Raw genomic sequence first — 24,228 nt, 5'->3', positions numbered from 1 at the left:
CCACGATGAGAAAAACAGCACAAGGACCATCCGCATGAGCACCTTTGTTAAAGAAGCCGACTTTGAAAAGGCCGTGATCCACGAGCTGAGCCAGCGCGGCTGGGAGCCGGAGGTGATCAAAAACCCGAGCGAGCAGGACTTGCTGGCCAACTGGGCGCGGATTCTGTTCGAGAACAATCGTGGCATTGACCGGCTGAACAATGTACCGCTGACTGACGGCGAAATGCAGCAAATCATGGAGCAGATTACCGCGCTGCGCACCCCGCTGAAATTGAACGGCTTGATCAACGGCAAAACCGTCGCCATCGTGCGCGATAACCTGGACGATGCACTGCACTTTGGCAAAGAAATCAGCCTGAAGATCTACGACCGGCACGAGATTGCCGCCGGACAAAGCCGCTACCAAATTGTGCAGCAACCGCGCTTTGCGCGCAGTTCGCCCCTGTTGAACGACCGGCGCGGCGATGTGTTCTTGCTGATTAACGGCATGCCGGTGATTCATGTGGAGCTAAAGCGCAGCGGGGTGCCGGTGAGTCAGGCGTATGGCCAAATCCAGAAATATGCCCGCGAAGGCTTGTTTACCGGACTGTTTTCGTTGGTGCAGGTATTTGTGGCCATGGAGCCGGAAGAGGCGCTGTACTTTGCCAACCCGGGGCCGGATGGCCGCTTTAATAATGACTACGCTTTTCACTGGGCGGACTTTAACAACGAACCGATCAACCAATGGAAGGCGTTCATTTCGGCCTTGCTATCCATTCCCATGGCGCACCAGCTGATCGGCTTTTACACCGTGGCCGACGAGTCTGACGGCGTGCTGAAAGTAATGCGCAGCTACCAGTATTACGCCGCCCATGCCGTTTCCGACAAGGTAGCCAAAACCGACTGGAAAAACCCCAACCGCTTGGGTGGCTTTATTTGGCATACCACGGGCGCGGGAAAAACCATGACCAGCTTTAAAACCGCCCAGCTGATTGCTAATGCCAAGGATGCGGACAAGGTGGTGTTTTTGCTGGACCGTGTTGAGCTGGGCACCCAGACTTTGTTGGCGTATCGGGATTTTGCCGGCGATGGGACTGCGGTGCAGGCCACGGAAGATACCGGCGTGTTGGTTGCCAAGCTGAAAAGCAGCGACCCGGCCGAGACGCTGATTGTGACCTCCATCCAAAAAATGAGCCGCCTGAAAGATGAAGAAGATGGCCTGAAGGCGCACGATCTGGAAAAAATACGCGCCAAGCGCATTGTTTTCATCATTGACGAATGCCACCGCTCGACCTTTGGCGACATGCTGATCGATATCAAACGCAGCTTTAAAGGCGCGGTGCTATTTGGCTTTAGCGGCACGCCCATCCACAAAGAAAACACTCGCAAGGACAACACCACCGCCGATGTGTTTGGCGACGAATTGCACCGCTACAGCATTGCCGATGGCATCCGCGATAAGAATGTGCTGGGTTTTGACCCTTATCAGGTCAAAACTTATCGTGACCGCGATCTACGCCAAGCTGTAGCGCTGGAAAAAGCCAAAGCCGCCACTGTGGCCGAGGCCTTGGCTAACCCGAGAAAAAAAGCCGTTTTCAACCGCTATATACATGATTTACCTATGGCGGGCTTTCGGGATAGTGCGGGAGTTTACCGAAAAGGGATTGAAGATTATCTGTCCAATAGCCAGTACAGCCGCAATGAACACCGGTACGCGGTGGTGCAGGATATTGCGGACAACTGGCTTACCCTGAGCCAGAACGGAAAATTTCACGCAATCTTTACCACCCACAGCATCCGCGAGGCGATCACCTATTACCGGCTATGCAAAACACGATGCCCACAGCTGAAAATCACAGCGCTGTTTGACCCGAATATCGATAACGATGATGACGGTGCCGATGATCAAACCTTCAAGACCGATGGCTTGGTAGAGATATTGGCGGATTACAACACTGCCTATGGGCAAAGCTTTGACCTTGCCGGCCATGCGCGATTCAAAAAGGACATCGCTGCCAGACTGGCGCACAAAAATCCCTATACCCGCATCGAGACAACGCCGGATAAACAGCTAGATCTGTTGATTGTGGTAGACCAGATGCTGACAGGTTATGACTCCAAATGGGTCAACACGCTTTATCTGGATAAGGTGTTGCAGTACGAAAACATTATTCAGGCTTTCTCACGCACCAATCGCTTATTTGGCCCAGACAAACCGTTTGGCACAATTCGCTACTACCGCAAGCCGCACACCATGCAGCGAAATGTGGATGACGCGGTGAAACTGTATTCTGGCGATAAGCCAATGGGCCTATTTGCCGATAAGCTGGCAAGCAATGTGGCACGGCTGAATGCCTGCTTTACCGAGATCAACGCCCTCTTTACTGCTGCGGGGATCGCAGACTTTAAAAAACTACCGGACGACTTAACCGAACGCGCTGCCTTTGCTAAACATTTTCAAACATTCAGCGACATTCTGGAGGCGGCCAGAATCCAAGGCTTTACCTGGGGGCAAACCGAGTACAAGTCAGAAGACGGACAGTTGGTGGTGACGCTGGATATTACTCAGCAGCTGTATTTCACGCTGCTGCAGCGTTACAAGGAGCTTGGCAGCAACAGTGACGCTGGCGGCGAGGCGATTCCATTTGAGATCGACAGCCACATTTCGGAAATCGATACCGGCAAGATTGACGCGGACTATATGAACTCGCGTTTTGCGAAATATCTGAAGGTTTTGCAAAATGGTGATGCGGACGCTCGGGAAGCAACATTGAGCGAGTTGCAACGCTCGTTTGCTTCTCTCTCGCAGGACGAACAGAAAATCGCCGAGATTTTCCTGCGCGATATTCAGCGTGGTGATGTGGTTATCGATCCTGCCCGTAGCTTCCGTGACTACCTGGCTGATTATCAGGCACAGGAAAAGCAAGCGGAGATTGCAGCCATCGTCAAATATCTAGGCATTGACGCGGACAAGCTCATGGCTCTGATGAATACCAGGATTACTGAGGCCAACCTAAATGAATATGGTCGCTTTGACGAGCTGAAAGCAACCATCGACAAGCAAAAAGCCAAGGTCTACTTCGAAGCACTCGAAGGGCAAAGCATTCCAGCCTTTAAAGTGAACATCAAGGCGGCTCACTTCCTACGCGCTTTCATCATCCAGGGTGGTTTTGAGCTGGATTCGCCTAGTGGATAGACGTGATATAGCGGCGGGAACGAGTCGGCCTTCAGCTTAGAATCCACCCATGTCTGCAAGCGACCACCCGCTATCCAAGGAAATCCTGAAGAAGATTTCCCGTTTTCTGGTGAAATACGCCGGCCACGTTGTAGATGGCGCGCCGCCATTTGCTGACGAATTCAGGAGAGGGGTGCCTAAAATCTGAGAAATGGCTGCTGAGAAGTGCTCCCGGCGAGTAAAGACCCAGCACTCTAGCCAAAAGTTTGCGTAAACGGGCCAGCACAATGCCTGATTGCCGCTACCACATGCACATGCGTTTCTGACACTGCGCCAATAGCCCTAAGCACGTCCTACTACGAAATCGCTAATCAAGAGTGCTCGCTATGGGAGCTCGCGTCCTTGGCTTCAATGGCCGCTTACTGTCCTTCACTACTGGCTACTCTGGGTGAGTCCAGTCGATAAGGTGAGCGGAGAAGCTTACCTACTGATCGGAATGCCACAAATTTGCCACACTCGCCCCGCTAACCGGGGCGAAAACCCGCTAACCTCAGCTACCACAACCCTTTGATTTCCCGGCTAATCCGCGCTAACGTATTGATTCTAAACGTCGGCTTTTAGGACTCCGAAGGCAGGGGTCGTGGGTTCGAATCCCGCCGGGTGCACCATATAGCAGTCTCAGGCTGTCTCAGACAGTCTACGAAACACCCCAAGAAGCCCGCCCTGTGCGGGCTTTGTTGTTTCTGCTTGTCTACAGCATACATCCGCTGTGCGTATCCCTCGGTGTGTCTTTGGCACTCTCTCGAACCGAGGGGATACACGGACGTGAAACGGTCAGAAATCAAACGCAGGCCGCTCAGTGGCACCGCGCCATCAAGCATCGAACCCGAGACCAGGGAATATCGCGAGCTCGACGGCAGCGGTCTTTATCTGCGCGTTAAGCCGGATGGCCAGAAATCCTGGCAACTTCGATACAAAAACCAAGCGGGCAAGTGGAGCTGGCTTGGCTTAGGTGGCTACCCGGAGGTCAGTGGTGCGCTGGCCAGGAAAAAGGCCACCGAGTACCGCAAGGAAATTGCCAACGGCGGCCACCCCATCGCTGCACACAAAGCCCGCAAGGCGGCGGAACTCGAAGCGGCAACAAACACGTTCGAGATCCTGGCTCGCGAGTGGATCGAAATTCGCACCCCTGGCTGGGAGACCAGCACCGCAAAACGCACAATCGGTGCTTTACAGCTCCACGTCTTCCCCGTTTTCGGCAAAAGACCGTATGCAGAGATAACGCCCAAGCAATGGATGGACTTTTTACAAACACTTGAGCGAAAGGGAATCCTTGAACAAATGAGCCGCGTTCGCCGCTCTTGCAAGGAAATCTACGATCTGGCGAGAGTGACAGGCAGAGCCATTCACAACCCGCTGGAAGGCCTAAGTCGTTTCCTGCAATCCAAGCCAGCCGAGAACTACGCCCACGTCACAGCGAAAGAGCTTCCTGAGCTGCTGCGCGCCATTCGCACCTATCCTCACGCTTTAGATCTGCGCCTTGGCCTGCATCTATTAACGCTGACCGGCGTCCGGCCAAGCGAGCTACGTGAGGCGCCCTGGTCGGAGTTTGACCTTGAAAACGCACTTTGGAGCATTCCGGCTGCCCGCATGAAAAAGCGCCGCGACCATCTAGTACCTCTGTCAAAGCAGGCGGTTAACCCAAACGTCCTGAACACCTTCCTTCTCAATGTCTACAAGCCGCCTCAAGGCGGCTTTTTCATGTCCAGTGAGGCTTACCTACTTCTTTGGCAAAAGCACTGGTCACGAGGAGTAGGGCAGTCCAGAGGCCACATCAATGGCCGATCCCACTGATCAAGCACACGAGACCTCGGCGACTGGGTTCAACCCCGGCGCGCGCCGTTGTCCCCCCACCACACCTGGGGTCTAAACAGGTTGCTTTTTCCGCATCGACGTATCACCTGACGTCCAAGCTAAATGGGCCTCAGGGCTATGTCAGACACTGAATCGGCCACCTGCGAATCCCTGCACATCTGGGCCTAGAGGCAGATATTTTGGGGGCACACGTCCGTGGTAGTAACGCCAGATAGCTTTATGCCATTCTCTAGCAAGCTTTAGGAGGCTTGGTGAGTCCTAAAACGCAGAAAACAGAAAACAGAATACAGAATACAGAATACAGAATACAGAATACAGAATACGTTTCACTATTCAGCCAATGCAGAACAGAAAGGAATCAACGCATGGAAATTGAAAAGGTCATTATTACGGGCTTTAGAAATTATGCTAAAGCAACTGTCAACCTTCAAAGCAAAACATTGCTCATTGGCGCGAATGACTCTGGCAAGACCAACTTTGTATATGCTCTAAGACTACTACTGGACAAATCTCTATCTGAAAGCGATCTAGAACCTTCCGAATCAGATTTCCACATAAGCAAAAAAGGACTTCAAAACGAAGAACTATCGATTGAAGTTCACTTTAAAGAAATAACGGAAGATGCAGTTTTATCTGTACTCAAAGGCAACGTATCCAGCGAAGGAAAATCAGTACTGCGGTATGAGGCAGATAGAAAAACTCTAGACTACACACTTAAATCAGGCACTGATGAGAAGCACCTATCTACAATTAACAGCAGATTCTACCTCAAGTACCTAAACCTTAAATATGTAAAATCTAGTCGAGATCTAGAAAAATTCGTCAACTTAGAGAAAAGACATCTTCTCAAGCTATCGCAAGAGCTCAGATCAACAGAAGAGGTTGAAGCAGATCAAAAGCAACTTGAAACAATTGAAGAGAATCTTGACACCATAAACGGATTAGTAAGCAAGCTTCACTACGTAAACAATGCGACCAATGCTGTAAACGAAGAATTATTGAAACTTTCACACGACCTGACAAACTATTCAGTACACCTAGATTCTGGCGCAATTCAAACACAACAATTCATTGACAACTTAAGACTCGGTGCAAGTACAGCCGGTTCAAAAATATCTCTAGGCGGCGATGGAAGAAATAATCAGATTCTAATGGCTTTATGGAAAGCAAAAAGCCAAAGAGAGTATGACCCTGAAAGTGAAGTTGTTTTCTACTGCGTTGAGGAGCCTGAGGCTCACCTCCACCCTCACCAGCAAAGGAAACTTGCAGACTATTTAATTAAAGATTTACCCGGCCAGACAATCATTACTAGTCATTCACCTCAAATTACTGCACGTTATTCACCCCACGCAATCGTACACATCTTAAACTCGATAAATGGCAGCTATGCAGCTAGCGAAGGGTGTTCTGACTGCATAAGCAGCGAATGGGATAAACTTGGCTATCGAATGAGTATCTTGCCAGCGGAGGCCTTCTTTTCCAAATGCGTATTTCTAGTTGAAGGTCCTTCAGAGCTACTGTTTTACAACGAGCTAGCAAAACAAATTGGCATAGATCTAGACTATTACAATATCTCGATACTTAATGTAGAGGGAATACAATTCAAAGTCTATACACAGATTTTGGATGCCATGGAGATCCCATGGGTTATCCGCACTGACAACGACATTTCAGCAATAACCGTTCAAAATACTGAACTACGGAACCCTGCCGGCATAAATAGATGCCTGTCACTTGCAGGAAAGGAAAAAATGGCTTACATGCCGATAGCCGCAACCCAACAGAGCGTCTACGAATCAGGAATCTGGGCTAAGGTTAATGAAGTAGTAAACCCCCACGGTATATACTTAGCCAAGATAGATCTAGAAACAGACTTATGTGAGGAGTTTCCGACCCAACTCCAAAACTTTAGCAATACCACTGATCTGGCAACTGCCGTTAATTTCCTACAAGGCAAAAAAGCTATCCGCATGAGGGCCTTCTTGAGCCAGCATTGCTCCGCTCTAGTTTCAGCAGAGCTAGGTTTATTAGCGAAACCACTGCATCACTGCGTTGCGAAAGTGGAAGGCTTAATATGATCAACTACACTGAAGAGCAAATAGAAGCCATCAAACCTCAAGGCTCATTGGTGATTACGGCATGCCCAGGCAGTGGCAAAACCGCAGTTATTGCTGAGAAAATAAGAAATGAACTAGCTGAACTGAAGTCCTACCAAGGAATCATCGCTATAACTTTCACCCGTAAAGCGAGCAAAGAATTAGAGGGGCGCTGTCGAGTAAACGGGGCAGACACTAAGTGCAGTTTCTTTGGGACCATCGATTCGTTTTGCCTCTCAGAAATAATATATCCGTTTTTGAACCAAATATTTGATGGAAACACAGTAGACTTAGAACCAAAATACGAATCAGACTTAACTCCCGCCGAAACCTCAATTGCCATTCAACTGAATGACATTGACAAAGTCGAAGCAGAAGAACTAGAGCTCATTAGAAAGTTATATCTCAATGACACAATTTACTTTCCAACCATACCAGCCCTCGCGATGTACATCCATGAAAACTGCGCAGCTTGCAGAACCTACATCAAGGCAAAATACACAAGCATATACATAGACGAATACCAAGATTCTTCCAAAGCCCAACACAATCTTTTCTTGAGTATTGTTGACTCCGGATTGACCGGAATCGCCGTTGGCGACTTACAGCAGTCAATATATGGATGGAGACGGTGCAGCCCCGAATACCTTAAAGAACTGATCAGGCGACATGACTTCACACACCGAACTGTTTCCTACAACCATAGATGTCACGCATCAATCTCAAACTATTCCAATCGCTTATTCAATCCTCAATTCGAACTAACGCCAACTGATTCAATACAAGTATGGCAGTGTCAATTTACTGGTACACAGCGTGATGCGGCATCTCACCTTAATACTATTGTTCCTTCGATACTAGACAAGAATAAAACAATCAAGGCGTCTGACATTGCCGTTCTTGTAAGAAACAATCGTAGTTTAGGATATTTGAGAGACCACCTCACGATACCTTGCAGAATATTTGCAGACGACCCTATAGATGAGTTGCAAAGCAGAACAGGTTTTTTGTGGTCGGCATTATTGAAGTACCGCTTCGATACAAGCACTAACCCTGACCAAATTATAGAAATATTGCCTGAGCACTCAAACACATCCAAAGCAAAGCTAATAGATATCCGAAGAACAATTAGAAAAGCAAGAAGTGTAGACCAAACCTTTCTTGAAGGTTATCTTGCGTCAACTTCGAAAAAACTATTAAACATCGAACCAAAAGACTCAGAACTAGCCGCACTAAGACTAGTCGCATCTGATATTGACTCATTAAAGCAATACACCACTACTACCACGAATGAAATCCAATGCATGACTATTCACAAGGCTAAAGGATTAGAATTCGAAGTAGTGATTCACCTCGATCTTAACGAGTGGCTATTCCCTTACAGGGTAATGGGTGAAAGTTTTTCGGACAAATCATATCCAAGCTGGGAGCAGGACTTGAATTTGCACTTTGTTGGCGTAACTCGGGCTAAAACGATGTGCCTACTGGTGCATACCACTCAACGGTTGAATGCTAAGGATGAAACCAAGGGTGGAGAACCATCAGCCTTTCTGCGACTACCTGGCGTGCAAACGCTTTACAAAACCTACAGCTCTCCAAAATGAATAACTCCCCCTGTATCCCAATCTGTATCCTAACCACATATATATTTAAAATAGTGCATATTTTTCAATAGCTTAAAATCCCAGTTATAAGCCCGCCGGGCCACATACTAGTCTCGGGCTGTCTCAGACAGTCTACGAAACACCCCAAGAAGCCCGCCCCGTGCGGGCTTTCTTGTTTCTGGCTATCCGTCCCTGTCTACCCCTATAACTTCCCGCCGTGTATGCCCATTTGTATGCTTTCAAATTCCTATAACTGGAGCTCGCAAGGTGTCTAGAGAATCCAGGGCGATTCATAGTGACTTACCACAAGCTGGCTCGGCAAAACGAAGGTGAGCTCATCAACCCGAAAAAGGTAGATTTCTTCACTAGCGATTCCCAAGCTGAAAGCGGCTTCAAATAACGGCGTTTTCGTTAAATTCCCGACATAAAAAAAGCCCGCAAAGCGGGCTTTTTTCGTGCGCAGGGTAAAAGTGCTAATTACTTGTTCCGCAATAGCACATACGTTTCACCGCCTTTGCGGTCATGCTGAAGAATAAAGTTGTTGTCCTGGATACGCACCTTCGATGGCACACGATCGGCTACCGGCGTTTGCGAGTAAGTCTGCGCGGCACTCAGCAGTTGGCGGGTCAGGCTGTCGTCCGATTGATTCGGAGTGGTGACGACGCATTCCTTTTCGGAAAGTTGCACGCCGAGTTTTTTGTCGGCGGTGAAGCCGAGGCGCATGAAGCCCATGTCCTGGAGGTCGTTGATGCCGAACCGCTTGGCCGCTTCAGCCGAGCCTGCGAATGAGGGCGCAGTCTTCAGGCAGATGTCGACGAAGGCTTCGATGGCCTTGGAGGTGACAGGCGTCGATACGATTGGCGTTGCCGTGGTGCAGCTGGCGAGTACGAACAGGCTGGACAAGGCGAGTGTGCGGAACAACTTATCGGACATGACGTGGGGATCCTTCCATTTTAAATTCGGAGTGCAGCCGTTGGGCTGAACGCCGCCGGAACGGGCGGCGTGCGAATGGTAAATCAAAAGGCCCCACACTTGAGCCAAGTGCGGGGCCTTTTCGTGTGCTTTGCTTTTGCCAGTCCTCAGCCGGGCGACGGGAAAGGCACGATAGATCCCATCAGCACCCCGCCCCCCTTTGCCATCTACAACAAAGTGGCAGAATCATCGCTCACTTCAAACCCGAGCAGGCGACACAATAATCTTCACGTTGTGCTCCTTATTCTTAACCAACTCCTCAAAGCCCTGCCCCACGATCTGCTCCAACTGAATGCGCCCCGTCACCAGCGGCGTAATGTCCAGCCGTCCATCAGCGATAAACGCGATCACATCAGCGAATTCACCGTTATAGGCCAGCGCGCCCATTACCTGTTTTTCCGTCGCCACCAATTCGAAAAAGTTGAACTCGCTGGGCTCTTCGAAGATTCCCACCAGGACGCACTTGCCGGCCTTGCGGATCAGGTCGATTGCGAGCTTGGCCGTGTGTTTGTTGCCGATGCATTCGAAGCTGACATCCGCGCCGAGTCCGCCCGTCAGGCGGCGTACTTCGGCCAGGGCATCGCACTCATTCGGATCGAGCACATGGGTCGCGCCCACTTCGCGGGCCTTGGTCTTGCGGGCTCCGGACATTTCCAGCGCGATCACCTGCGCGGCACCGGCCGCTTTGGCGCACATGATGGTGCACAGGCCAATGGTGCCGGCACCGACCACCACCACGTTTTGCCCGAGCAGGCTTCCGGCTTTTTTCACTGCGTGCATGCCCACGGCCAGCGGTTCGATCAGTGCCCCGGCTTCGGCCGGAAAGTTCGCCGGCAATTTGTACAGCAGGTTGGCTGGCACGTTGACCAGTTCGGCGAAGGCGCCATTGTTCATCAGCCCGGTGAAGGCCAGGTTCTCGCAGATGTTGTACATCCCGTGGGTGCAGTAGTAGCACGTGCCGCAATGTTGGCACGCATCGGCCGCCACCGGTTCGCCGACGCTGAAGCCCTGCACGCCGGCACCGAGTTCGACGATCTCACCGCAAAACTCATGACCGAGAATGCACTGGCCCTTTATCCCGGTCAGCGGGTGCGGGGCGTCCACCGGGATGAACACCGGCCCGGCCACGTACTCGTGCAAATCGGAGCCGCAAATTCCGCACCACTGCACGCGGATTTGCACCCAACCCGCAGGCGGCGAAATGGGCAGCGGAACGTCTTCGACGCGGATATCGTTACGGCCGTGCCAGACAGCGGCACGCATGCTGCGTTGCGGATTGATCGAAAGGGTCATCGCGAAATCTCCTTGAAACGGTTGGTCCTGGCGCCCCGCCAGAGTCCGCCAGCAGGGGCGTCAGTGCGGTTGCACAACGTCCAGAATCAGTCGATTGACCTGCTCGGGGTGATGCCAACGGTCAGCGACACACAACTCATGACGCCACCACGGGCAGAACAGGGAAAGAGGCTGGGCTGGACATCGGGCACCCGTTTTTATTATTGGGTTGCCAGTCGGGCTGGTAGCCAGAGCCAGAGCAAGGCCGGTGCCAGATCCGCAAAAACAGCTGAACAGCCCGTTCTTAGAGCGGTCGATGGAAACCCAAGCAGGGCCGGGATCGCGCTCCAATGAGACGCGTCATATCAGACTGCACGAGGTGGCGACGAGACCGTGAGACGCTGCGTCTCGCCGCCAGCCCCGACCCTGCAAGCCCATTGGCAACACGTATCGTCGCCTCTCCCTCAAGAATTCAGCTCACTCGCCGATGCTTCTAATCACCGGTTCTGTGCCCTTTAACCGACCATCTTCCGCATTAAGGAGTCAACGCGACATGGGGGGTTTCTATAGCCTGTTTATCGACACGCCGGTCGCAGCACTCTACGTGCCGGGCTCTCACAATCCGGGCTTGGTAGTGCTATCTATCCTGGTGTCGATCTTTTCGGCCACCATGTCGCTGCAAACCGCACAGATTGCACGCAAAGCCGAAAGCGCGTTGCATCGACACATGGCTGTCAGCACAGGTGCGTTCGCCCTGGGCGGTGGCATCTGGACCATGCACTTCATCGGCATGCTGGCGTTCGAGCTGCATACCCACGTCCACTACGCGACCGGCCTGACCCTTTTTTCTCTGCTGCCGGCTTGCGTAGCTTCCTGGCTGGCTCTACGCATGCTTTCAAGTCCCTCCGTCACCGGATTGCATCTCGTCATGAGTGGCACCCTGGTCGGCTTAGGCATCGGGGCGATGCACTACAGCGGCATGGCAGCGATGCAAACATCATTGCAGATGCGTTATGACCCGCTCATCTTCACGCTGTCCATCGTGCTGGCGATCGTCCTCGCGGTGTTCGCTTTGTGGGTGCATTACCGACTTCTACGAACCACATTGACCTCCATGCAACGGTTGCTGGTCAGTGGGACTGTCTTGGGGTCGGCCATTGCTGGCATGCACTACACAGGCATGGCAGCAGTCCGGTTCGTCGGTGTGCCGGACAGCACCTCGCCAGGTGTTCTGCTTAACACCACATTCGCGTCTATCGCGCTTTCCACGTTCACCGTCACGGTGACGGTGCTGGTGCTTGCACTCAATGGCTTGATCCATTCGCGCAAGCTGTACCGAACGATGGAAGAGAACAACCTCAAGATTGAGGAAAGCAAGTCACGCATGGATGCCATCCTAGACACTGCGGTCGATGGCATTATCACTATCGATAGCCGAGGCCTGATCCAAAGTTTCAACCATTCGGCAGAACGGCTGTTTGGCTGGAAAGCCGACGAAGCCATTGGCCGCAACATCAATATGCTGATGCCCGAACCCGATCAGTCGCAGCACGATGGTTACCTGCATAACTACAAGACCACGGGTGCTCCGAAGATCATCGGCGTAGGTCGGGAGGTCATGGGCTTGCGTAAGGACGGCAGCCTGATGCCAATGCGGCTTGCCGTCGGCCGGGTAGACCTGCCCAATGAGCTACTGTTTGTCGGTTTCGTCACCGACATCACCGAGCGTCACGCGCTGGAAGCCTCATTACGCGAGACCGCGGAACGTGCCGAACGCGCGGCCATCGCCAAGAGCACCTTTTTGGCCAATATGAGCCACGAAATTCGTACACCGATGAACTCGATCATCGGTTTCACCGAGTTACTTCTCCAGGGGGATCTGACATCGATCCAGCGCAACCATCTGCACACCGTCGGGCAATCATCCAGACTGCTACTCGGGTTGATCAACGACATTCTTGATACCACCAAGATGGAAAATGGGAGCATGACGCTCGAGTCCATTGATTTTTCGCTCAAAGGGCTTGCTCTACAGATCGAATCCTCAATGCGCTTGGGCGCGCAGAGTAAGCACCTGACGCTCACCCCGCACTACCCGACCGACATGCCTGAATACTTTCAAGGTGATCCCCTTCGCATCTTGCAAGTACTGACCAACCTTGTCGGCAATGCCATCAAGTTCACCGAGCGTGGTGGTATTGAAGTTTCATTTAGCTATACGGACGCCATGGTGCACGTCAAAGTCGCGGATACCGGCATTGGCATGACGCCCCAGCAAATCGAACTGATTTTTGCACCGTTCACTCAGGCCGACGCGTCCATCAGCCGGCGTTTCGGCGGTACCGGTTTGGGCACCACCATTGCGCGTCAGTTGGTCGAACAAATGGGCGGAAGAATTGAGGTTGTGAGCGAGTTCGGACATGGCAGTATCTTCCATGTGCAACTGCCCCTGCCGATAGGAAAAATACCCGAGGCCGCACCGGTTGCGGCGCCCCAGCAGGTGTTGCCACCGCTGAAGATTCTGATCGCCGATGACGTGCCCCAAAACCTCGAACTGTTGACGCTGACACTCAGTGGCCGCGGACATCAGGTAGTGGCTGCGCGCGATGGCGGCGAAGCTGTCGCGAAATTCATAAGCGACCACTTCGATCTCATCTTGATGGATGTGCACATGCCAGGCACTGACGGCCTGCAGGCAACGCGGCTGATCCGTCAGTACGAGCGCACACACGCTCGCCCTTACACCCCGATCATCGCGCTCACCGCCAGCGTATTGGCCGAAGACCGACAAACCGCACAGCTGGCCGGAATGGACGGTTTCGCGGTCAAGCCGCTAGACGTACCTCGACTGTTCGATGAGATCGCAGGGGTCTTGAAGATCGAACGCGCCCTCGCTCTCCCCGGCGACACCGATAAAACCCTTGCACCTCACCAACTGATCGATTGGGACTCAGGCATCTCGCTATGGGGCAGTGAAAAGCGACTGGCCAAGGCACTCAAGCAATTCCTGGAGTCAGCGGCTACCAACCATCCGTTGCCGGGTGACGCGGACGCCGATATCGACTGGGAGACGACACTTCTCAGCCTACATGGCATCCATGGGGCGTCCGGCAACTTATCGCTCCCCTCCGTGGCCGAACTGGCCTGCACGCTGGAGGATCTGGTCAGGACAGGAAGGCAAGAAGAGGCACGCCCTCAAATCACAGAGCTGCGCACTCTGCTAGCGTCCGCAACCCGAGAATTACAGGCCAGCAACGCGCTACTCGTTGAGAAAAAACGCCCCTTGGCCGAGCCCTCCGCGCCCGAACTGCTAGCCCATATGCACCAACTGCTGGCCTGCCTTACGCACAACGAATTGAACGACACAGCGCTAGAGAAGGTCTGCGCCGGGCTCGAGAGCCTGGGTGAACATACACATGTTCAGGTGTTGCGAACGGCGGTCGATGCTTTTGAGTTTGGGCGCGCTCAAACCCTGCTGCAGCAACTCGTTGCCGACCACACCCTGGAAACTCAAGCATGAGCAGGACCATTGCATGAAGTACATGAAGGACTCTCGCCAGACCTTGCTGGTGGTCGATGATGAAGCGACCAATCTCCAGGTACTGCGCCACACGCTGCAAGATGAGTACCGCTTGCTCTTCGCCAAGGACGGTTACAAGGCGCTAGAGCTGGCGCAGGATGATCGGCCGGACCTGATTCTGCTCGACATCATGATGCCCGGGCTCTCGGGCTATGACGTCTGCACCGCGCTCAAACAGGACTCGAGTACGACCTCTATCCCCATTATCTTCGTCAGTGCCCTGGCCGAGGCTGACAACGAGATGCTCGGCCTTAAGCTAGGGGCCGTGGATTACATCAGCAAACCTTACAATCCCGGCATCGTCAAAGCCCGTGTGCGCACCCATCTGTCCCTGGTGCAGGCACAAGAACTACGCGATACACGTTTGCAGATCGTTCAGCGGCTGGGTACCGCAGCCGAGTTCAAGGACAACGAAACCGGACTGCACGTTATCCGCATGAGCCACTATGCCAAGACGATGGCCCTGGGTGCGGGTTACAGCCGCTTGGCGGCAGAAGACTTGCTGCACGCTGCGCCGATGCACGACGTTGGCAAGATAGGCATTCCCGACGCGATCCTGCAAAAGCCGGGAAAGCTGACTGAACACGAGTGGACCATCATGCGCCAGCACACGTCCATCGGTGCCAAGATCATCGGTGAGCACCCTTCTGGACTGCTGCATATGGCGCAGATCATCGCGCAGAACCATCACGAAAAATGGGACGGCACCGGCTACCCAAGCCGGACTGCGGGTGAAGACATTCCCCATGCCGCCCGAATAGTTGCCGTGGCTGATGTGTTTGATGCTCTGACCAGCGTGCGCCCCTATAAACCTGCCTGGTCAGTTGAAGACGCCACAGGGTTGATCCAGCAGGAAAGCGGCCAACACTTCGATCCGGAATTGGTCGAGGTTTTTATGGACTGCCTACCCGAAATCCTCGAGATACGCGAACACTGGGCCGACATTGAGCCCGTCGGCGTCGCTTGATACTGGCGCGGGCTTGCCACACGCCAGCTTCCGACTACTGCTGCAACCTCTCCAACCGCGCGGGCAAGTCTTCCTGGGGAAAGCGCGCGTGCAACGCCAGCAACTTCTCATCCGCCGCTTTGCTTTCTCCGGCCGCGCGCAGGTTCACGATCTCCTGCAACGCCTCCTCCAATGACGGCAGTGCACCCGGCGCACGCTTGCTGAGTTTGGCCGTCGATTGATCCGCCAACGCGCCGGCAATTTCGGCTTGGACCGGCGCGCTTTCGGCCTTGGGCGCGGCGGCCATTCGGGCCATCGGCGCGGGCGCGGAGAACGCTGGCGGGGCGGGGCGGCGCGCTTCTTCGTGGAACGCGGAGAAGGTCGCGGGGGAGATATCGGGGGCCGGCACGGGCGAGCGCATGACCACGCCGATCATCAGCGCCAAGCCTGCGACGGTGGCGAACGCCATTTGCCAGCGCGGACGTTGGCAGGCTTGCAGCCAGCGTTGCCACACACTCGGTTGCGGCGCCGGGGTTTCGCGGCGGGCGGTGGCGAGGATGAAGGCGTCGAGGGACGCCGGCGGTTCGCCGCTGCTGTATTGACGAACATGCTCGATGAGCGGGTCGTCGGGGGTGTGTCGGGACTCGGTCATGCGGGTATCTCCTCGGCCAGCAGGCGGCGCAGTTTCTGCTGGGCGTAACGCAGGCGGCTTTTGACGGTTTCCAGCGGGGCACCGGTGAGCGCGGCGATTTGCGGCACTTCGAGGTCGCCGTGCAGGCGCAGCAGGAAGACTTCGCGCTGGTCTTCGGGCAAGTCTTGCAACGCGGCGTCGAGACGCGCCTGGTCGCGGCTCAGGCTCAGTTGCTGCTCGGGGCCGGCGCTGGCGTCGGGCTGGGCGTGCAGTTGCTCATCGTAGCTGTCGTGCAACGGGTTGTGGATGCCGTGCTTGCGCCAGTAATCGATCAGGCGGTTGCGGGCGATCTGGAACAGCCAGGTGCGAAAACTCGCCCGGCCTTGTGGCTGGGTGACGCTGCGGATCAGGCTGAGCCAGGTCTCCTGATAAATTTCCTCGGCCAGTTCGGCCTTGTTGCTCAGGGACACGAGGAAGCGGTACAGGCCCTGGCGATGCCGCGCGTATAAGACCTCGAACGCGGCACCGTCACCGGTTCGGTAGCGGGCCAGCAGCGATTCGTCGCTGGGTGAATCATCTGGAGCGGGCATGTCGGTGGCGAACTCCTTTCTGGTCGGCGTGTTCACGATCAAGGTTTGAGGCTTTGGGCCACTTCGACCAGTTGCACGAATTCATTGCGCAGCCCAAACGGGTCGTCGCCCCGGGCCGAGCGGGCGAGTGCGGCGGTGTCCTGCAACGTCATGCTGCCAGTGTAGCGGCCATCGCCCTTGAGTTGCTGGGCGAAGGCGGCCACGGCGGCGCAGAAGCGCAGGTCGTCGCTGGCCTTAGCCGACTGGCTGCCCACCGGCCGCTCGATCAAACGGCTCGCACCACCGGCCGCCGGCTTATAGCGCACACGCAACATGGCCAGCTCAGCGGATTGGCCCTGCGCCGCAGGTGCGGAGGCGTAGCGCAGCGGCTCCAACCAGCCCTGCTCGCCCTTCGGTACAATTTCGTACAGCGCGGTCAGCGTGTGCCCGGCGCCGATCTCTCCTGCGTCGACCTTGTCGTTGTTGAAATCCTCACGCTTCAATGCGCGGTTTTCATAACCCAGCAAACGGTATTCGCTGACCTGGGCCGGATTGAATTCCACCTGCACTTTCACGTCCCGCGCCACCACCGCCAGGGTCGAGCTGAGTTGGTCCACCAGCACCTTGCGCGCTTCGCGCAGGGTGTCGATGTAGGCATAGTTGCCGTCGCCCGCGTCGGCCAGTTGTTCCATCAGGTGTTCGTTGTAGTTATCCACACCGAAGCCGAGGGTGGTCAGCGACACACCGCTTTTGCGTTGTTCCACGGCCATCTGCTTGAGGCTGTCAAAATCGCTGACGCCGACATTGAAGTCGCCATCGGTGGCCAGCAGGATGCGGTTGATGCCTTGGTCGATAAAGCCTTCGCGGGCCATCTGGTAGGCCAATTCGATGCCTGATGCACCGGCGGTAGCGCCGCCTGCGCTGAGCTGATCGATGGCGTTGCGCAGCTTCACTTTGTCGCGCCCGGAGGTCGGCGGGAGCACCACGCGCGACTCACCGGCGTAGACCACCAGGGACACGCGGTCCTGGTCGCGCAACTGATCGACCAGCAATTTCAGGGTGCTTTTCACCAGCGGCAAGCCTTCGCGGCGATCCATGGAGCCGGACACATCGACCAGAAACACCAGGTTGGCCGGCGCCAACTCTGCCACGGCGCGGTCGGACGCTTTGATGCCGATGCGCAGCAGTTGAGTGCGCGGGTTCCACGGGGTGGCCGCCAATTCGGTGGTCACGCCAAAGGGCGAGCCGTCGGTGGGCAACGCGTAGTGATAGGGGAAGTAGTTGAGCATTTCCTCCAGTCGCACAGCGCCCTCGGGCGGCAGACGGCCTTGGTTGAGGAAACGTCTCACGTTGGCGTAGCTGCCGGTGTCGACGTCGATGCTGAAGGTCGAGACCGGCGTTTCAGCGACCCGATGCACCGGATTGTCCGGCAGGTTGGCGTATTGCTCGCGGGGCTCGCTGCGGTCGTCCAGGCTCGCCGACTCCTGCATCCGCATCGGTGCAGGCATCGCCATGCGCTTGACCAAAGCACCCTGGACCGGCGCGCTTTGCAGCTCGGCGACGGGCTCAGCCGGTTTGGCTAAATCAGGCGACGAAGACAGCCCACAACCGGCCAGCGCCACCAGCAAAGTAACCGCAAAGCCCTGGGCAGCAGGACGCAGGAAAAGCAGAGGACGGGACATGGACTGAACCTCGTGAATAAATGATCCGTTCACAAGGTCAGACGCAAGGTGCGGGGTGTTCGGGTTAAACCCTGGATTAGATAACACCTCAGTCAGTGTGGGAGGGGGCTTGCCAACTGGCAGCCACTGCATCAGGTGCCTGACCCACCGCCATCGGGAGCAAGCTCCCTCCCACATTTGATCTTTGGTGGAGCCAAAATCGAGACGGTTAACTCAGCCCAGTGCACTGCCCCGCCTGAATCCTGGTTTAGATAACACCTCGATCAATGTGGGAGGGGGCTTGCCCCCGATTGCCAACTGTCAGCCACTGCATCAGGTGCCTGACCCACCGCCATCGGGAGCAATCCCCCCCCCCACATTTGATCTTCGGTGATATCAGTCCGTGCCGTACTTCGGGTTACGCGGACCGTACAGCAGCCCCGTGCGCTGTCCTGCCGAGAGCAGGCGCGCACTGGTGATGCCCGCGATCGGATGCGCCGCGTCGGTGGAGCTGTTGATCACTTGCTTGACCGCCGCCGTGATCAGCATGCCCACCAGGCCGCCGCCGTTGTTGTTGTTGCCTTCCTCGCTGGATGCGCGCGCCGAGCCGGTCCACAGGGTGGTGCCGGTGCGCAGGTCCACCAGTTTGGCCGAGGCGGTCACCGTGGTGTTGCTGGAGATCAGCATGTACTGGGTACCGTACTCACTGACAGTGATGTACAGCGCCGCATCCGCACCGAAGATGTCATGCAGTTTGGCCGGCGCCACGCCCTGGATATCGTTGGCGGTGGTCAGGCCGTTCTGGCGGAAGGTTTCGTCCACCAGGGCGATCGGCAGCACGTAGTAGCCGGCTTCGGCCAACGGGTAGGTCACCTGCGAGACCATGCTGTAGGACGCCTGCACTTCCGGCGATTCATTGATCGGCGGCAGCACCAGGATCGACTTCGGCCGCGCCTGTTTGTACGCCGTGTAATCAATGGTCTTGGGTGCAGCGCAACCGCCGAGCAGGGCCAGGGCGAGCAAGGCGCCGGTGAGTTTCAATAGGCTCATTTAGTGGCGACTCCGGTCTTGGCGTTTTTCAGCAAAAAGTCCATGTACGCGGCGGACTCGGGGAACAGCGCCTTCTCGGTGCGGAACTCCTGCACCATCTGGTCATCCTTGCCCATGCTCAGGTACAGCATGCCCAGGTGGGCGTGGTAACCCGGCGGCGCTTTGCGGCCACTGGCGTTGATCTTCTGCAGATCGCGCTCCAGGGCCTCGACCTGCGCTTCCTTGGGCTCGCCCTTGAAGTACTCGTAAACCTGCGGCTGGTAGCTTTCCCATTGATACAGGGGTTGAGGCGCCGTCTGGCACCCGGCGACCGTCGCGATTGCTGTCAGCATCAGCGCCAACTTCACTGCCTTGCTCATCCGTGTATTGCTCCTTGAGGTGTTGCTGATCAGTTGCGCGGGTTCCAGGCGCCGGCGTTGATGCCGTCGACCAAGCGGTTGATCGCTTCGCGCATGGCCAGGTCGAGCACCTTGCCATTGAGGGTGGAGTCGTAGCTGGCGGTGCCGCCGAAGCCGATCACTTCACGGTTGGACAGCGCGTACTCGCCGGCGCCCTGGGTGGAATACACCACTTCGGAGGTGCTGATGTTGACGATATTCAGCGCGACTTTGGCGTAAGCCACTTGCGTCTTGCCACGGCCGAGAATGCCGAACAACTGGCGGTCGCCGGTTTCTTTGCGGCCGAACTCGGTCACATCGCCGGTCACCACGTAATCAGCGCCCTTGAGCTTCTGCACGGTGCCTTTGATCGCGGCTTCCTGGGAGATTTCGCCCATGTTGTCGCGGTCCAGCACGCTGAAGCGGTTGGTCTGCTGCAAGTGGGTGATCAGGATGGTCTTGGCCTGCCCGCCGAGACGGTCGACGCCGTCGGAGAAGATGCCGCGCATGTAGCTGGAGCGGTTATCGAACTTGCCCACGGCAATCGGCACGCGCACGCCGGAATAAGCGATGTTGGCGCTGGCGACTTGTTCCACCGGCATCGCGCGGTTGCTCTCCGTGGCGCAACCGGCCACGGTCAACAGCGCTGCAGCGGCAACGCCGGAGAGCAGGATTTGGGACAGTGTTTTCACATGTTGCTCCTAAAGTGAGGAAATCAGCAGAGCTCGGTGTAGCGAAAAACCGGGCACGAGGCGATACCCACTCCTTCGAGGTCGAAGGCGTCGGGCCAAGGGCGGCAGTTTCAGGGAGGGGAGCAGGCTGGCCTGCGCAAAGGCAAGAACACGTGCGTAACTGACTTCATCCCTGAACATGTCGGGTCGCAACGGCTGCGGTATTTTACGGGGTTGAGAGGGGTTCTCAAGGTGTTTCGTCGGAGCGCGTGCGGTGACGCACAGTCCTCAAGTTTTCGGCCAGTCGGTCGAGACAGTGACTTGGCTCACTTATTAATAGGGATATTGCGTGTTGAAAAACCTCTTCCGAGCAGCGACCCTGATCGCCGCTCTGTCGATGACCGGTTGTGTGTCCTACACCGTCACCGGCCCCATTGGCGCCCCGCTCCACCCTGCCGCCGTCACCAGCCCACGCAGCGCACAAGTCGCCGATGTGACGGTGAGCGTCGCCGACGTCAACGACGCCAACAAGACCGCGATCAGCCGCTCGCTCACCGCCCAGCTCAATCAGTACGTGAGTACTGCGGGCTACTTCAAGCAGATCACCGAATACCCCGTGCGCCTGGGCGAGCAGGACGTGTCGCTCAAGTTCAACATGACCTCCCTCAAGGGCCACCGTGGCATCCACCCGGGCTATGTCCCCGGCGCCTTGCTGACACTGACGGTCTGGATCTGGGTCAACGGCCCGATCTACGTCGACACCTTCGACGTGGCCGGCGACCTGGTGATCGTCGATCGCGACGGCAAGCAACTGGCGAGCGCCAAACACGAGGTCAAGTTCGAGCGCAACGTCGGCCTCTACGGTCGCGAATACTGGGCCCCAACCATGGGCGCCAAGCAACTGAACGAACTGGTCGCGCAACTGCTCGACAGCGCCACCGCCAAGCTGGCCAAACCGTAATTTCAAGGAGCGACACATGAAAGGATTGATCAAACACAGCCTGGTCCTCGCGGCCATCTTGCTGACAGGTTGCGTGTCTTACTCGCAACACGAACTGCCGCCCGTGCAAACCTGGCCGCCGACCGCCAACGCACCGGCGCAAAAACCCACCGCGTTCGTGCGCACCACCGCGCTCCGCCAGGTCAACAGCGGCCCGGGCAACACCGCCGCCGGCGCTCCGGCGGCATTGTGGGAAAAGGCCGTGGCAGATTCGTTTCGCCAGTCCAACCGCTTCTCGCGGGTGAGCACCGACAAGGTCGACTCGGACATCTACGCCGACGCCACCCTGTACAACAACGAACAGTTCAGCATGGCCTCGGCGATCATCACTGGCGTGACGTTCTTCATCATCCCGTCCACGGCGAAGAACACCTTCACCCTGGAAACCGTGTTCAAGGACAAAGACGGCAAAGAACTCGGGCGCGTCAAAAAGAGTGAGTCGGTACGCACCTGGATGCACCTGGTGCTGATCGTGGGCATCCCGTTCCAGGCGGACACGCGGGAAGTGGTCGAGGCGTTGACGCGCAGCACGCTGGATGAGGCGGTGCAGCGCAAGTTGCTGTAACCCCGCCCCTGTAAGAGCGAGCTTACTCGCGAAAAACCAGAGAACACCGCAGGCATTGAGCATGCCCGCGGTATCGTTGCCTGCCTCAGCTCACTTGATCAGGTCAGGTCGAGTGATCTTGAGCATCGCGGCGCTCACCGCGCCCTGAACCGAGCAGGTGATCATGCCATTGCTGGTCTTGGCCAGGTCACTGGGGGCGGGCTCGACCATCAAGATGCGTTCGGCCGTATCGGTGACCAGCTTGCCTGCATTGTCATCGCCACCCTCCGGCACCCAGGCTGATTGCTTATGCGACCAGATCTGCGCACGCGCGTAGATACCGTTGGCTTTCTCCAACTCCGTACCCGGAACTTTACTCAGCTGTGCGTAAAGCGCGTCGGGCGCCTGCTCGGTGTAGAAACCCCAGTTGATGATCCGCGAGCCCATCAGGTCCTGGTCTTCGGCGAAAAAGCCGGTCAAGGTCATACCGTCAAGCGTCAGTGGCGTGTCGAACATCCAGCGCTGGCCCATATCGGATTTTGTGCCGCCGCTGAGCGTGATCTTGCCGTTCTCCACCTTATGGGCGACACGTTCCTTGAGCCCCGGCTGGCTTACCACCGCCAGGGAGTTCTGGTCGCAGGCGAGAAAACTTTGCAGGGCAGGCGCCGCGGCGAAGCTGCTGGTGCAGGTCGCCAGAGCAGTGAGCGAGATAAACAAACGATGTATTTTCATTGAAGAGCTTCCTTGGGTCTAAACAATTGCGGGCCGGAAGGGTCGGGCGTTTAGCGGGGGATTTGCGTCCATACGGTGCCACTCCGACTTAGGTCGCGTGTCAGTCAACGAGGGTTGAAGAGTCGCGTGTCAGCCCCTTATCAAGCTAAGTGTGCAGGGCGGATGAACAGCGACAACGGCCGGGCTCCGAGCTCGGCCGCCTTAAGCGCTTTTAACTTACTTGCTTTCTTTTGCCACGGTGCCCAAGGACGCATCCTTGACCAGATAACGGCCTTCCAGATCGCTCAGCACTTTGAGGCTGTTGCGCGCCACGGCAAAGCCCATTTCGACTTCCTGCTTGAGGTAAACCACCTCACCGGCCTTGACGTTGATTGGCATGTCCGCCCAGTTTTCAGCCTTGGAGCTGATCACGTGCTTGCCCGGCGTCACGAAAAAATAGATGTACTGGTTACCGCGGTTGTAACCCATCTCCGAGTCGGCTTCCTTGTCATCCAGGAACACGTTGAACCGTACCAGCATCCCGACGTTGCTAGGGCGCACGACATACACCAGGCCCTTATCGGCCACGGCAGCCTTGGGCAGCGAATAGCTCGCCACGTCAGCCTGCATCTTCTCCACCGACGGGGTCGAAGAACAGCCAAACAGCGTGGCCAGGGACACAACGACAGCGCCTTTGCAGAACAACTTGATCATGTATTTCTTCCTTGTGGGTAGCGGTGGGGCGGATTCGAAAACGCCGGCGAAGGCCGGTTCAGATTTTTGATGCGTCTGGGCATCACCAGTATGTCGGCAGCGGATGGCATTGCATAAGGCATTGTGCCATCACTCTGATGCCTTGCGCTGTTTTGGGTGAGGGGCTTATAGTCCGGCCGTCGCCCAAATGGCGATCAGGTTTGGCGACCTGACAACAGAGTGCAAAAGCAATCCGCTTTCATGCAGGTGTTTTTGCACCCGCAAAGTCGTACCTTTTATGGCGGCTGTGCGCGGGAGACCCCCGGGTCTGCCGGTTTACTCTGTTGCCGGTTCGCCAACCTGCGTACAGCTGCCACCCATTCGTTTGGCGACGATTGAGTGGTGGCCTCAACCACTTAACAGAGTGCCAATTATGAACCGTTACATGCCCCTGACCGGCCACGACTGCACCGTCCCCGCACTGCTCATCGACACCCAAGCCCCCCTCGACGTCCTCCACGACGCCGCCGTGCACCGCATCCAAGCCGTCACCCAACTGCTGGAAAACCTAGCCTTTCGCGAACAGCTCAGCAGCGATGCCGTGGTGCTGCAAGACTTTGCCCATCTACTGGCGATTCCGCTGCGCGATGGGTGCGATTTGTTGGATGTGATCAGCCGCAGGCTCAATGCCGATCCAACCTGAATAAAATCGGGCGGCCTTAGTGCCGCCCCGGTTTGTGCAGATAATCAACTCCAGGCCCCACCATTAAAGAGAAATAGGGGTCAGACCACCATTATAAGACTAAGAAAAAACAGCCTTCG

Annotated in this window: 19 protein-coding genes and 1 pseudogene; 10 read left to right on the top strand and 10 right to left on the bottom strand. The window is 55.9% G+C overall.

What is annotated here, in order from left to right; all coding sequences use genetic code 11:
• Positions 1-34: 34 nt before the first annotated feature.
• The 5 genes and pseudogenes from U5A08_RS00935 (at position 35) to U5A08_RS00915 (ending at position 8,729) form a co-directional block, all read left to right on the top strand.
• Entirely contained in the window at positions 35-3,175 is a 3,141-nt protein-coding gene (locus tag U5A08_RS00935; RefSeq protein WP_321849863.1) for a type I restriction endonuclease subunit R, read from the top strand.
• A 49-nt stretch (positions 3,176-3,224) separates the two neighbouring features.
• Positions 3,225-3,362, top strand: a complete 138-nt coding sequence (locus U5A08_RS00930) for a hypothetical protein (protein ID WP_321849861.1) — start codon at positions 3,225-3,227, stop codon at positions 3,360-3,362.
• A gap of 617 nt (positions 3,363-3,979) precedes the next feature.
• Positions 3,980-4,852 (top strand): annotated as a pseudogene (locus U5A08_RS00925) (tyrosine-type recombinase/integrase); the annotation flags it as partial.
• A 542-nt stretch (positions 4,853-5,394) separates the two neighbouring features.
• Positions 5,395-7,107, top strand: coding sequence for an ATP-dependent nuclease (locus U5A08_RS00920; protein ID WP_321849859.1), 1,713 nt, complete (start codon positions 5,395-5,397; stop codon positions 7,105-7,107).
• Positions 7,104-8,729, top strand: coding sequence for a UvrD-helicase domain-containing protein (locus U5A08_RS00915; protein WP_321849856.1), 1,626 nt, complete (start codon positions 7,104-7,106; stop codon positions 8,727-8,729). The genes U5A08_RS00920 and U5A08_RS00915 overlap by 4 nt, the downstream gene beginning before the upstream one ends.
• Before the next feature lie 477 nt (positions 8,730-9,206).
• Here U5A08_RS00915 and U5A08_RS00910 read toward each other — a convergent pair whose 3' ends face one another.
• The gene (locus U5A08_RS00910) at positions 9,207-9,662 is read right to left on the bottom strand and encodes a hypothetical protein (RefSeq protein ID WP_321849854.1); all 456 of its coding nucleotides are present in this window, start codon (positions 9,660-9,662) and stop codon (positions 9,207-9,209) included.
• A gap of 237 nt (positions 9,663-9,899) precedes the next feature.
• Entirely contained in the window at positions 9,900-10,964 is a 1,065-nt protein-coding gene (locus U5A08_RS00905) for a 2,3-butanediol dehydrogenase (protein WP_247400187.1), read from the bottom strand.
• A gap of 562 nt (positions 10,965-11,526) precedes the next feature.
• Here U5A08_RS00905 and U5A08_RS00900 point away from each other — a divergent pair.
• Both U5A08_RS00900 and U5A08_RS00895 read left to right on the top strand, forming a co-directional pair.
• A complete protein-coding gene (locus U5A08_RS00900; RefSeq protein ID WP_321849852.1) occupies positions 11,527-14,493 on the top strand; it encodes an MHYT domain-containing protein in 2,967 nt (988 codons plus the stop codon).
• A 13-nt stretch (positions 14,494-14,506) separates the two neighbouring features.
• The gene (locus U5A08_RS00895) at positions 14,507-15,520 is read left to right on the top strand and encodes a response regulator (RefSeq protein WP_321849851.1); all 1,014 of its coding nucleotides are present in this window, start codon (positions 14,507-14,509) and stop codon (positions 15,518-15,520) included.
• Positions 15,521-15,554: 34 nt separating this feature from the next.
• On the opposite strand, the gene U5A08_RS00890 is transcribed toward U5A08_RS00895, so the two are convergent.
• The 6 genes from U5A08_RS00890 to U5A08_RS00865 all read right to left on the bottom strand — a co-directional run bounded on the left by U5A08_RS00890 (position 15,555) and on the right by U5A08_RS00865 (position 20,479).
• Positions 15,555-16,151 carry a hypothetical protein gene (locus tag U5A08_RS00890; protein WP_321849849.1) on the bottom strand — a complete coding sequence of 199 codons (597 nt, stop codon included), beginning with the start codon at positions 16,149-16,151 and terminating at the stop codon, positions 15,555-15,557.
• Entirely contained in the window at positions 16,148-16,720 is a 573-nt protein-coding gene (locus U5A08_RS00885) for an RNA polymerase sigma factor (protein ID WP_321849848.1), read from the bottom strand. The genes U5A08_RS00890 and U5A08_RS00885 overlap by 4 nt, the downstream gene beginning before the upstream one ends.
• Before the next feature lie 38 nt (positions 16,721-16,758).
• On the bottom strand, positions 16,759-18,381 hold the full coding sequence (locus U5A08_RS00880) for a vWA domain-containing protein (RefSeq protein WP_321849847.1): 1,623 nt from the start codon (positions 18,379-18,381) through the stop codon (positions 16,759-16,761).
• A gap of 375 nt (positions 18,382-18,756) precedes the next feature.
• Positions 18,757-19,410: a DUF799 domain-containing protein gene (locus U5A08_RS00875; RefSeq protein WP_247401790.1), complete on the bottom strand. Its 654-nt coding sequence runs from the start codon at positions 19,408-19,410 to the stop codon at positions 18,757-18,759.
• Positions 19,407-19,769: a DUF4810 domain-containing protein gene (locus U5A08_RS00870; RefSeq protein WP_017848623.1), complete on the bottom strand. Its 363-nt coding sequence runs from the start codon at positions 19,767-19,769 to the stop codon at positions 19,407-19,409. The genes U5A08_RS00875 and U5A08_RS00870 overlap by 4 nt, the downstream gene beginning before the upstream one ends.
• A 29-nt stretch (positions 19,770-19,798) precedes the next feature.
• A complete protein-coding gene (locus U5A08_RS00865; protein ID WP_321849843.1) occupies positions 19,799-20,479 on the bottom strand; it encodes a CsgG/HfaB family protein in 681 nt (226 codons plus the stop codon).
• 328 nt (positions 20,480-20,807) lie between these two features.
• Between U5A08_RS00865 and U5A08_RS00860 the strand changes: the two genes are divergently transcribed.
• Complete coding sequence (locus tag U5A08_RS00860) at positions 20,808-21,419, top strand: hypothetical protein (protein ID WP_321849842.1); 612 nt, start codon at positions 20,808-20,810, stop codon at positions 21,417-21,419.
• 16 nt (positions 21,420-21,435) lie between these two features.
• Complete coding sequence (locus U5A08_RS00855) at positions 21,436-22,023, top strand: hypothetical protein (RefSeq protein ID WP_321849840.1); 588 nt, start codon at positions 21,436-21,438, stop codon at positions 22,021-22,023.
• A gap of 90 nt (positions 22,024-22,113) precedes the next feature.
• Here the strand turns inward: U5A08_RS00855 and U5A08_RS00850 are convergent, their stop codons facing one another.
• Together U5A08_RS00850 and U5A08_RS00845 are read right to left on the bottom strand one after the other, a co-directional pair.
• A complete protein-coding gene (locus tag U5A08_RS00850) occupies positions 22,114-22,734 on the bottom strand; it encodes a hypothetical protein (RefSeq protein ID WP_321849838.1) in 621 nt (206 codons plus the stop codon).
• A 216-nt stretch (positions 22,735-22,950) separates the two neighbouring features.
• Positions 22,951-23,343: a DUF2846 domain-containing protein gene (locus U5A08_RS00845; RefSeq protein WP_173677843.1), complete on the bottom strand. Its 393-nt coding sequence runs from the start codon at positions 23,341-23,343 to the stop codon at positions 22,951-22,953.
• 508 nt (positions 23,344-23,851) lie between these two features.
• Between U5A08_RS00845 and U5A08_RS00840 the strand changes: the two genes are divergently transcribed.
• A complete protein-coding gene (locus U5A08_RS00840; RefSeq protein WP_046488837.1) occupies positions 23,852-24,109 on the top strand; it encodes a hypothetical protein in 258 nt (85 codons plus the stop codon).
• Positions 24,110-24,228: the final 119 nt, after the last annotated feature.

This window comes from Pseudomonas paraveronii (assembly GCF_963681955.1).
Lineage (GTDB): Bacteria > Pseudomonadota > Gammaproteobacteria > Pseudomonadales > Pseudomonadaceae > Aquipseudomonas > Aquipseudomonas paraveronii.
This window is presented reverse-complemented; position numbering and strand designations above follow the sequence as displayed.